Here is a 10,609-nt window from a genome sequence, read left to right on the forward strand (position 1 = left end):
TCACATCGCCGATCACCCCATGCTGTGATGCCGCGCCACCACAAGGCTGCCTAGATTCCCGACATCCTGCGGCACCCGCCGCTATCCGTCCGACAGGAGCAGAAATGTCCACCACGACCGCAAGAGCACACCGAACCCATTCCGACCTGTCGTTGCCCCGGCTGTACATCCTGCGGGGCGCCTACCTGTTCATGGCCGTCGGCCTCGCCCTGGTGAAGTGGCCGCTTCTCCGGCATGCGGCCGACCTGCCGCTCTACGAGGGCATAACCGTTTGTCTGCTCACCGCAATGTCTCTGCTGGTGTTTCTCGGTCTGCGCTATCCCGTCAAGTTGATTCCCGTGCTGCTGCTCGAAACGATCTGGAAGCTGCTCTGGTTGTCCCTCGTCGCTCTGCCGAAGGCAATCGGTGGTGATCTTGACGCAGCGGCCGCAACGATTCTCATCAACTGTTCCCTGGTGATCGTGATCATCGTCGCCGTCCCATGGCGGTACGCCGTTCGCAGCTACGCCCGGGTCGCCGGCGACCCCTGGCGTACCCGGACAACGCCGGACGCGACCGTCGGCTCAGGTGTTTAGGAACGGAAGCGTCAGTCACTGGCGGCTGGGCGAACCAACCAGGCATCCCGGCACCGGCATCACTGATCAACGACAGTCGTCTGAACGGCGTCGACAGCGGATCCGGCGCGCGTTACGGATCCCGCAGCGGCACCATGGAGGTCACGGCAGCGGCTTGGGTTCAGCGGAGGCGCTGCAGTGCTCGTTCTACGACGAGCTCGACGCGTGCTGTCATGCCCGACACGTCGATAGGGCGGCGCCCGGCAACCTGGCGGGAGATTGACTTCGGCGCGTTGTCGCTGTGGTGAAGCAGGGTGTACAAGTCCCACCACGGGTCAAGGAGGACACCCGCGATCGATTCATAGCGCGAGCGGAGCTCCTCTGCCCATTCGGGTGAGTAGAGCGCGGCCAGATACCGCCGGCACTGTCCGACATCGATCGCGCGAGACCCTCGGTGGATGCCATTCCAGTCGGTAAGTCCAGTGATTTTGCCGCGCGACCACAGCAGGTTGACGGGCAGGTAGTCACAGTGCAGGAAGACCGCAACATCCGCAGGCGGTGCTGACTCCATGGCATTGAAGGCGGCCTGCCAGACCGCAGGTTTCTGCGCGCCGGCCGGCACCCGAAACGTTCCTAGGGGTGTGATCCAGGAGTCTGTCCAAGGTCGAAACATTGGGGCTGGGAGATCAACCGAATGCAGGCGAGCGGCGAACTCGGCGATCCTCTCGATCCACGGCCGGTGCTCGGCTGGGTTGAGGTGAACGTGGCCAGGTAGCCGTGTCATCAGCAGCGATGGCGCACCGCCCGTAGCGGCACCGGCGACGTCCGCGGCCAATATCGTCGGGACCGGTAGTCCGCTGCCGGCCACAACCTTCAGGTTGGCAATCTCCTCCTCCAGTGCGGTCCGAAGCGCGATGCTCCCCGCCGGGTACTGCCGCAACACCACAAAGGTTCGCGTGTTGTCTCGCTCAACTGTCAACCGATGGACAGCAGAGTTGACGCCACCGGTCAATCGACGGTGGCCGACGATGCGACTGCCCTTGCCCATGGAAGCGGCAGCCCAGCTGAGCGTTTCGGTCGAGGGTCGACGCCGGAAGAACCTGTTCTCTCGCCAATCGCCATCGACCGTCAGCTCGGGGTCGACCACGTCGTCGCTGGTCACGTACGTCGACCCTACTGGTGAGGGGCTCGGGACTGAACGCTTTCAGATTCCACCACCTGCGTCCGCCCGCCCGAAGCGGATCCGGACCGGGCGGCAGCCGGTGCCTGACTGCGCACCCGATGAAGGACGCACGGTCCCGTCATCGGGCAGTCCTGGCGATCGCTGATCGGGCGGTTCGGCGACTCGAAGTGCTTGTGCGACCGCCTACGTGAGCGGTGTTCTTTGTTGATGGTTGTGATCCTGGTGGTGTTCTGAGGAGCTGCGGGAAGCTGAAATGACCTGCGCCTGTGCTGTTCTCGCCGGTATCGTCGCGCCGTGCAAAGCCAGAGTGAGCTCATCGTTGCCGCTCGAGACCTCCTGGCCCGCCACGGCTACCCCGCCAGCAATCTCGAGTTTCTCGGTTCAGGTGAGCAGAGTGCTTGTTACGGCAGCGGGCAGGTTGCGGTGTTGCTTGGCCTCAACGATCCAACAGAGCCGCCGGATCTTCTCGGACATGTCATCTGGACCGGCACTGGAACGATCGTGAGGAACGACTACTCGACGCTGCAGAAGATCATCGACCTTGCTGCAGACGGGGGCGTGCAGACACCGCGGATTCTGGCAGTTGGTGATGCCCCGCGATCGTACGCAGTGATCGAACGCGCCCAGGGGACACCGGCGACCGACCACCCCGATCTGGCAACCCAGGAGATGAGTTGGTTCGATCAGCTCGGAGGCCAGGTCGGCAAGACCAATCAGGTCAGGACCACGGGCTTCGGGATGTTCGCCCCGGACGGGTCCGGCCAGATCGTCGGTTGCTATCCGACCTGGCCAGATTTCCTCAATGCTTGGATGCAGGTTTACCTCTGCGTCGGTGACGCCCGGCCCGAAGACGCCAGGGTGCTGGATTTCCTTCTCAGCCAGCACATCGTCTCCGAGTCTGACCTGGCGAGGGTCGCCGCCGGGGTGCGGAGTGCGTCATCGTGGACGGTCGACTCAGTCCTCACCCACTACGACAACCGACTCAACAACCTCGTGATCAATAACGCCGCGGTCACCATGCTGGACTGGGATCTCTCTTGCGCCGGAATTGGCCTTCCGCAGGAGATGATCAAGCTCTTCGAGTCCGGCCCGGCCAGCATGGACAATCCACGAGTGGCAGCGTTCCTCCACGGCTATGGACTATCCGACGCTGAAGCCGACGAGGCAATCGACGCCGGAAAGCTGATGCTCGTAATGGACGGACTGGCCATGTCCCACGGCTGGGTCGACCAACCCTACCGCCTCGGAGGCGTTCGAGGCTGGTTGCAGACCGTCAGGAACATCAGCAGCATTTGGTGACCCGGCGACTCCGCACGACTACGACGCTGTCGCCTGATTCCGCACGTGCAGCCTGCCCGGTGATCGTTGCTTGCTTGAGTCGTGCAGGCTGCCCGGCTGGGTGCCTTGCCGGGCACACCCCTCGGGTAGCCTCAACGGACACCGGGATCGTCAGCGGACAACGGCGTGGCGTGGCCGGGGGTCAAGATCCGTAACAGCCGGGCCGACGGGATTGCAGCTCGTCACCCGCCTCCCCACCTTGGCTTTTGCTCCCTGCTGCGCTCAATGGATCGTCGAGCGCGCGACACCGAACAACTCCGCCACCTCACCGGTGCTGTACCGGCCTGACTCCAGCAACTCGATCAGATGCGCTTCCTGCCGGGCACTCAGCTTCGGCACCCTTCCGCGCAGGTGTCCTTTCGCCTTCGCGACCGATACCCTCAACGGCGCGCATCCGGATTAGATCGGCTTCGAACTCCTCGACCATGGCCAATACGTTGAACAGCAACCGGCCGATCGCATCATTGGGTCATAGACCGAGCCACCAAGGCTCAGTCGGACTCCTGCTGCGGTCAACTCTTCGCCGATGACTCGAGCATCGGGTACCGACCGGGCGCGGGCGCGACCACCTCGGCCTGCGGTACTGGAATCATGAAGCTGCCATGACTCCTGAACCGAACTTCGCCGACCTGAGGCCCGACACCGACGCGTCGATGCACGCGTACGAAAGGGATACGGAGCGTGATGACCCACCGCGACGTCCGCCCGAGCGTCCCCGCGCACGCGGGCAGTCGTCGGTTGCCGATCTCGCCTTCGAGCCGCATCCCGAAGTCCGTATCGGTCTGATCGGCGCCGGAGGGCGGCAGGGCGGACTGGTTTCCAGCCTCGCCCCGGTGGCAGGCGCCCGAGTGGTGGCGGTCGCCGATCGGCTTGCCGAGCCGGCCACCGCGGTGTCCGACCTGCTGGTCCGCCAGGGCAAACCGGAGCCCCAGACCTACGACGGAGACGACGCCGTGGACCGGCTGCTCGCCCGTGCCGACATCGACCTGGTGCTGATCGCCACGCCGTGGCCGTCGCATGCTCCGCTCGCGATCCAAGCGATGCGGGCCGGCAGACACGTCGGCTTGGAAGTTCCGGCGGCTCTCACGATCGAGGAGTGCTGGGCACTGGTTGACACGTCGGAGCAGACCCGGCGCCACTGCGTGATGCTGGAGAACTGCTGTTACGGCCGCACCGAGTTGCTCGCGCTGCAGCTCGTACGGGCCGGTGCGCTTGGCGAGTTGCTGCACGCGGAGTGCTCCTACAACCATGACCTGCGGGGCATGTTGGTCAACGATCAACCGTGGCGGCGGCAGATGCACATCGAACATGATCGGAATCTGTATCCGACCCACGGCCTCGGGCCGGTAGCTTCCTATTTCGGCATCAACCGTGGCGACCGGTTCACCCGGTTGGTCTCGATGGGCTCGCCCAGTGTCGGCCTTCAGAAGTGGCGGGATGCGAACGTGCCAGAGGGTGACCCGCGTCGCGACGAGGCCTATCGGTGTGCCGACATCAACACCTCGCTCCTGCAGACCGCCGCCGGGCGCAGCATCGTGCTGCAGCATCAGGTGATCGGCCCCCGGCCATACGACCGTCGCAATCAGGTGGTCGGAACCAACGGCATCTTCACCGACTACCCGCCGCGGATCTTCTTGGAAGACGATCCGGTGCTCGGAGGAATCCAGGGCGGTCAGGGCGCGAGCGACTCCGAGGAAGAGGAATACCGCGACATCGATGCCTATCTGCCCGCCTTCGAGCACCCCTTATGGCGACAGGAGGGCGACAAGGCGATGGCCAGCGGCGGTCACGGAGGCATGGACTACCTCGTCCTGCTGCGATTGGTCCAGGCGATGCGCGCCGGAGCCGTTCCGGACATGGACGTCTACGACGCCGCCGCGTGGTCGGCCCCCGGTCCGCTGAGCGAGGAGTCGGTCGCCAACGGCAATGCACCGGTCGAGTTTCCCGATTTCACCCGCGGCGACTGGAAACGCAACCGCCCCGGCATTCCGTGATCGGCGCAAGCCGATCCGCGAGTTCCCACCCGCCTGACCTGTCTCGGCGTCGCCGAGAACGGTCGTGCAGCCCCGCGTACCGACCGGAGATGAGTTCTCCCTGCGAGGTGTTGCGCCGTCCATCGACCAGGTCATCACCCCGCCCAGCCCTCGGGCGTTGGCGTTCCGGCCCTGCGTTGCAATCTCGGCCGGGTCGTCGTAGGTCCAGAACGTGGTCCCGTCGAAGATCCATCCCCGACGACGCAACGGTGGTTCAGGAGCCCGACTACGAAGCAGCATCGCGGATGCGGGACAGCACCCGCGCGATCCTCGTGCCTGCTGATACAACCCGACGAGGACCAACGCCGCCAGGTCGATCTCGCCGGCGTAGACCTCCTCCGCGTTGCTTACTGCTCGGCGAGTCTTGGACGCGGCCGGCTTGGGCCGCCTGACATCTTCGGCTCGACCAACGTCGTAAGGAGTAGAGCAAACTCTTGAAGGAGGAAACCGTGTTGAAGAAGGTCTTCTACACAAGCGTGCTGGTGAGCGACCAGGACCGAGCGCTCGACTTCTACACCAACGTCGTTGGACTGGAGAAGCGGAACGAGAACCCGCCCACGACCCCGGGCGGCCCGCGGTTCCTGACGGTAGGCGTCACGGGTGAAGACTTCATGTTGGTTCTCTGGCCCGGGACACCGGGACAGGCCGAGCCGGTGATGGGTCGGCCGCCGGCATCGATCACCATCGAGACCGACGACTGCCGCAAGGCCGTCGAGGAGTTGCAGTCGCGCGGCGTGAAGTCCGTCTCGGAGGTCCTGGAGTTCCCCTGGGGCTATGTGGCGCAGTTCGAGGATCCCGACGGCAACCGACTGCAGCTACGACAGGGACGCTGATTCCGATGTGGCCGCGTCATCGCCCGACGTGCCCGGGGTGCGGGCATCGAGGCCGGGTCCGTACCAGCGGGCAGCTCCGCGATCGTTACCCTCCCGACGCCGGCGTCGCGCTTGGGTCGCCAGCCCGGCTGCCTTGATGTGATCATCGGTGTAGCCGAGCGACCGCAGATGGTCGGTGAGCTCGGTCCACCACTGGGTGCATACCCGACTCCGTGGCTGTCGAGAGAGGATCAAGCTCCAACTGCGTCGACTGCGTGAAGCTGCTGCTCAGTCAGCACCGGCTTCGGGTACGGCAGCCGATCGCAGCCAAGAAGGGGTGAGATCTCCGAGGTTGCGGTCCACAAGGCGTCCAGCATGGTCTGCATCAGTTCAGATGTGGCCATGCTGGCCGGCAGCGCGCAGGCCAACGAGCACACCACGACTCCTGGGCCGGCCCAGACGGGCACACCAAGTGCCAGGTAGCGATCTGGATCAAACTTGACGCACATTCCGTGGGCAACAATCTCGTCGAGGTACTGGACCCATTGCGTTGGGGTCCAACCGGGTTCGACACCCGAGGCGGCCTCGATGAAGGTTGGCCACCTGTCACGGTTAGCAAACGCCACCAGGACCCGACCGGCGGCCGGGATCAGTACCGCCCCGGGATCCCATTCGTCCCGGGGTGATGTCACCTGATAGATGAGGCGCGACGGCTCGGCCCTGCCAATGCTCTGGAGGCCGTCGTTGACGAGAATCGCCGCCAGGACGCTGATCCGCGTGGCGCGGCTAGCTTTCTCGATCGCCGGTCTGACGACCGAGGGCAATGCGATGGCGGGGTCGAAACGGGCGGTCATCGCCGTCACTGATGGCCCGAGCCGGTACCGCCCATCCTGAGCGAGGAGATAACCCCGCTTGACCATCGTCTTCAGCAGGTTGTGGGTTGTCGATGGCCTCAGCCCCACACTGCGCGCCAGTGCAGTCACGCCGCTTTCTCCGTTCCGGGCGATCTCCTCAAGGAGATCGAACGCCCGGTGCAGCGACTGGACGTCGCCCGCACGAGGATCGGCGGCGCTAGACATGTGCCGAAGAGTAGCCGGACTCCCCAATGGCCGAGCGATCGTTCGCCGCCGGCTCAAGCATGATCACCTTCCGGACCCGCCATTGACATCCTCACAAAGGCGCAAATATCGTTCAATATTACTGATCATCGTTCAGTATTAATGAATCTCGGATGAGGGGACGACACGGATGCAGGTCTCAGCACTGGCTCACCGACTGACCGAAGAGGACCGCGCGACCTTTGAGCGGCAGGGCTTCCTGCAGATCGAGGACGCGCTGACCGCTGATCACGTCAAGCTGCTCACCGAGGTGACCGATCGGATCCATGAGCGTTATGTCGCGGCCGGAAACCCCGACAACCAGGCGATGTTCGTACCCAACTTCATTCCCGAGGACAAGCTGTTCCTTGACCTGGTCGACTATGAGCCGATTCTTCCGAAGATCTGGGGAATCCTCGGCTGGAACCTCTCGATCTACCACGCCCACATGATCGTCACTCCCCCATCAGGAGCCACGCAGTCCGACAAGACATTCGGCTGGCACCAAGACTCAGGTCGAGTGAACTTCGACATGCCGGCTCCTCACCCACGGCTCTCGGTCAAGGTCGCCTACTTCCTGTCCGACGTGTCGGAAGCGGGTCGAGGAAACTTCTGGGTAGTCCCCGGTAGCCACGTCAACGAGGAGGTAGCTGTTCCTGGCGGGAGTGGACAGCCCGAGGGCGCAGTGCCTGTCCTGGCCAAGCCTGGAACGGCGGTTCTCTTTGATCGTCGACTCTGGCATGCCGCCAGCCCCAACTGGTCCGACATCACCCGCAAGGTCCTCTTCTACGGATACGGCCACCGTTGGATCAAGCCCAAGGACGAGATGACCTTGTCTGATTTCTGGGCCGACAGTGACCCGATCCGCAAGCAACTCCTGGGCTACGGCACCGGTGCCAACGGCTTCTACAGTCCGACTCCCGAAGATGTGCCACTCCGAGCGTGGCTCGCTGAGCACAGCCCGGAGGACGTCGGCGAGGAGAAGCACGCCGAGAAGTAGCCACGCATCGAACCCATGTCCCTCGGCGGCCGCCGTCACATCGCCATCGCCGAAAGTCGATCGACCGTCCTCACCCCAACTGGCGACATTGCCTACGTCACGAGAGGTTCGCAGACCGACATGACCCGCCACCGCGAGCTGAGGCCCCGGCGCGGGCATGATCATCGGGCCGCGCCATCGAGCATCAGCCCGAGCGCGCCTAGGCTGCCCGCATCCGATCAATCACCAGGCATGGTTCGTGTGCGGGCTGGACCCGCGGTTGCTAGGTCCTTGGGTAGATCGCCAGCGACTTGCAGGCCAAGGATTTCCCGGTGCCCGTCAGCCTTGACACCGGTCGCGACCAGGGCGTGCACGCCGACTACTCGGCCGGCCTCGCCGACCTTGATCACCAACGTATCCGCGGCCCGGTGACCGTCGTCTACTTCAGACCGACACGCTCACCAGGAGCCGTACACCACTCTGAAGGACGCAAATCTAGGAACTCGTCCATGCGCATGCGCCGTCATTGCCGGGCCGCCCAGACCGTTACGGACCCGCTCGGTGATGCCTATCGTCTCCATGCCACAAGCGATCAGGTCTCCGCACACGCCCCGCCGGCCAACCGCGGCCGATGGTCGGCCCTCCCCTATTCGGCCGGATCGTGGCCGCGTTGTGCTCGGCGTTCTTCCGGCGCCGTCGTCGCGACCTCCCTGGTCACTCCCGACCGCAAGGCCGCGCCATCGGGCTCACGTTCGCGGGCCGCCTGCCCACTCCACGTCGGTTCGGCGTTAGCGAGGCAGGATCGCGTCCAGGAGACCAGGGAATGCTGTGTTGAGTTCGTCCTCTTGGAGAGTGTTGAGGGCTTGGGTTCCTTGGCGGTGCGTGACGATCACTCCCGCCTCGCGCAGGGTTTTGAAGTGGTGGCTGAGGGTGTTCTTGGCGACCGTCACGTCGAAGGTGCCGCAGGCGATCGGCACGTCAGAGGCACGTAGCTGGCGCACCAGCTCAAGTCGCACTGGATCAGAGAGTGCTCGCAGCACCGTAGCGACGTCGAGAGTGCTCCGGGTGGTTGTCGTTCGCGTCGCAGTCTTGCTCGCCATGTCCTGGCCCTCCTTACCGCCAGCATAGCCTTGTTCCATATGCCTCGAACAATGCCATATCGTTAGTTCCATGACTGTCGAACATAGACGTGGTGTTGTGACGCTCGCCCTCATCGCGGCCTTCATGGTCTTCGTGGACGGCACGATCGTGAACCTTGCACTTGCCCAACTCGGTACGCACCTCGGGGCGTCGCGGTCGGAGCTGGAGTGGTCGGTCAACGCCTACACACTGTCCTTCGCCGCGGTCATGTTGGGGGCAGGCGCGATCACGGACATCCTCGGGGCCAAGCGAACCTTCGCGGCGGGATTGACCGTGTTCACCGCCTCCTCGGCGGTGTGCGCCGTCGCGGGGTCGATGCTTGTGCTCAATCTTGCGCGCCTGGTGCAAGGTGTCGGGTCCGCCCTGCTGCTTCCCAGCGCGTTGGTCCTCGCCACTGCGTCCGCCGCGGATGAGCAGGCCAGGCATCGCCTGGTCGGTCGGTGGGCTGCAGCGGGCGGCCTGGGGATGGCCGTAGGTCCGCTGCTGGGTGGAATGCTGGTCTCGGCCGTGGGGTGGAGGTCCGTGTTCACAGTCAACGTGGTGATCGGCATCCCCGCCCTGATCTGGAGCCTGCATTCGATGCCACGCGTGCCCCGCCGTGATCGCCGCGTCGACGTCCCGGGAATGACCGTGGCGACCGTCCTCATCGGCAGTCTGGTGTTCGCATTGATCGAGGGACCAGTCCGGGGTTGGGCGAGTCCCGCCGTCCTGGCGGCGATCGGCTTGGCGCTCCTTGGTGGTGTCGTCTTTGCGGTGGTGGAGCGTTCGACACGTTCACCGGTACTTCCGCTCGGCCTGTATGCCGATCGCGTGTTCGCAACCACCGCAGCCCAAGGGGCGTTATTCAACTTCGCCTTCTACGGCCTGCTGTTCGCGATGGGCCTGATGCTCCAACAGGGTCGTGACCTGAGCGCATTTACCAGCGGCCTGCTGTTCCTGCCCCTCACGTGCTTGATCTCGGTTGGAACGCTCTGCGCCGCGCCCCTGGCCCAACGGTGGGGCCGCCGGACGGTCCTCGGCGTCGGCCAAGCGGCTCTTACCGTCACCCTCCTCGCTGTGGCGTGGGCGAGTACATCGACTTCCTTATGGCCCCTCATTCTTGTTCTGTGCCCGGCCGGGCTGTTCTCCGGAGTGCTCGTCTCGACGATGACCGCTCAGTCCATCGCCGCGGTCGAACCAAGCCTCCACGGAGCTGCTTCCTCGGTGTTCAACACCTCGCGCCAGATCGGTTCTGCAATCGGCGTCGCAGCGGTCGGCCCCTTGCTTGGAACAACCCACGATCTTGGCCACGGGTTCATCGACTGCCTAAGCGTTAGCGCTGCCGCTATGGGGGTCGCCCTGGCCGTTACCGTGCTTGCACGCCGTGGTCAGACGGAATTGCAGGTCGCCTGATGCCGGCGTGGCTTGGTGGCCTGGGCCCGTGGAGCGCCCGGCGCTTGGCACCACGTGCACAAGAACACCGTTGACACCCGG

10 protein-coding genes and 2 pseudogenes are annotated in these 10,609 nt (G+C 64.6%); 6 read left to right on the forward strand and 6 right to left on the reverse strand.

Features of this window, described 5'->3' with window-relative positions; genetic code table 11:
* Window positions 1-104 precede the first annotated feature (104 nt).
* Window positions 105-575 carry a hypothetical protein gene (locus GJV80_RS18110; RefSeq protein ID WP_154689093.1) on the forward strand — a complete coding sequence of 157 codons (471 nt, stop codon included), beginning with the start codon at window positions 105-107 and terminating at the stop codon, window positions 573-575.
* 160 nt (window positions 576-735) lie between these two features.
* Here the strand turns inward: GJV80_RS18110 and GJV80_RS18115 are convergent, their stop codons facing one another.
* On the reverse strand, window positions 736-1,716 hold the full coding sequence (locus GJV80_RS18115; RefSeq protein ID WP_154689094.1) for a phosphotransferase family protein: 981 nt from the start codon (window positions 1,714-1,716) through the stop codon (window positions 736-738).
* Between the two features lie 315 nt (window positions 1,717-2,031).
* On the opposite strand from GJV80_RS18115, the gene GJV80_RS18120 reads away from it, so the two are divergent.
* Window positions 2,032-3,036 carry a phosphotransferase gene (locus GJV80_RS18120; protein WP_154689095.1) on the forward strand — a complete coding sequence of 335 codons (1,005 nt, stop codon included), beginning with the start codon at window positions 2,032-2,034 and terminating at the stop codon, window positions 3,034-3,036.
* 261 nt (window positions 3,037-3,297) lie between these two features.
* Here GJV80_RS18120 and GJV80_RS24235 read toward each other — a convergent pair whose 3' ends face one another.
* Window positions 3,298-3,459: a helix-turn-helix domain-containing protein gene (locus GJV80_RS24235; RefSeq protein ID WP_230207828.1), complete on the reverse strand. Its 162-nt coding sequence runs from the start codon at window positions 3,457-3,459 to the stop codon at window positions 3,298-3,300.
* A gap of 218 nt (window positions 3,460-3,677) precedes the next feature.
* Here GJV80_RS24235 and GJV80_RS24240 point away from each other — a divergent pair, with 218 nt between their 5' ends.
* Window positions 3,678-5,069 (forward strand): Gfo/Idh/MocA family protein, encoded by a 1,392-nt coding sequence (locus GJV80_RS24240; RefSeq protein ID WP_154689096.1) that lies wholly within the window; start codon window positions 3,678-3,680, stop codon window positions 5,067-5,069.
* Between the two features lie 126 nt (window positions 5,070-5,195).
* Here GJV80_RS24240 and GJV80_RS25195 read toward each other — a convergent pair.
* A pseudogene (locus GJV80_RS25195) lies at window positions 5,196-5,348 on the reverse strand (glycoside hydrolase family 18 protein); the annotation flags it as partial.
* A 194-nt stretch (window positions 5,349-5,542) separates the two neighbouring features.
* On the opposite strand from GJV80_RS25195, the gene GJV80_RS18140 reads away from it, so the two are divergent.
* The gene (locus GJV80_RS18140; RefSeq protein ID WP_154689098.1) at window positions 5,543-5,941 is read left to right on the forward strand and encodes a VOC family protein; all 399 of its coding nucleotides are present in this window, start codon (window positions 5,543-5,545) and stop codon (window positions 5,939-5,941) included.
* A 230-nt stretch (window positions 5,942-6,171) separates the two neighbouring features.
* Here the strand turns inward: GJV80_RS18140 and GJV80_RS18145 are convergent, their stop codons facing one another.
* Window positions 6,172-6,999, reverse strand: coding sequence for an IclR family transcriptional regulator (locus GJV80_RS18145; RefSeq protein ID WP_154689099.1), 828 nt, complete (start codon window positions 6,997-6,999; stop codon window positions 6,172-6,174).
* 169 nt (window positions 7,000-7,168) lie between these two features.
* Between GJV80_RS18145 and GJV80_RS18150 the strand changes: the two genes are divergently transcribed.
* On the forward strand, window positions 7,169-8,017 hold the full coding sequence (locus GJV80_RS18150; RefSeq protein WP_154689100.1) for a phytanoyl-CoA dioxygenase family protein: 849 nt from the start codon (window positions 7,169-7,171) through the stop codon (window positions 8,015-8,017).
* Window positions 8,018-8,301: 284 nt separating this feature from the next.
* On the opposite strand, the pseudogene GJV80_RS18155 reads toward GJV80_RS18150, so the two are convergent.
* Window positions 8,302-8,421: pseudogene (locus GJV80_RS18155) on the reverse strand (transposase); the annotation flags it as partial.
* A gap of 363 nt (window positions 8,422-8,784) precedes the next feature.
* Window positions 8,785-9,096 (reverse strand): helix-turn-helix transcriptional regulator, encoded by a 312-nt coding sequence (locus GJV80_RS18160; protein WP_154689101.1) that lies wholly within the window; start codon window positions 9,094-9,096, stop codon window positions 8,785-8,787.
* Window positions 9,097-9,193: 97 nt separating this feature from the next.
* Between GJV80_RS18160 and GJV80_RS18165 the strand changes: the two genes are divergently transcribed.
* Window positions 9,194-10,528, forward strand: coding sequence for an MFS transporter (locus GJV80_RS18165; RefSeq protein ID WP_195909005.1), 1,335 nt, complete (start codon window positions 9,194-9,196; stop codon window positions 10,526-10,528).
* Window positions 10,529-10,609 lie beyond the last annotated feature (81 nt).

Source organism: Microlunatus sp. Gsoil 973 (assembly GCF_009707365.1).
Taxonomy (GTDB): domain Bacteria; phylum Actinomycetota; class Actinomycetes; order Propionibacteriales; family Propionibacteriaceae; genus Microlunatus.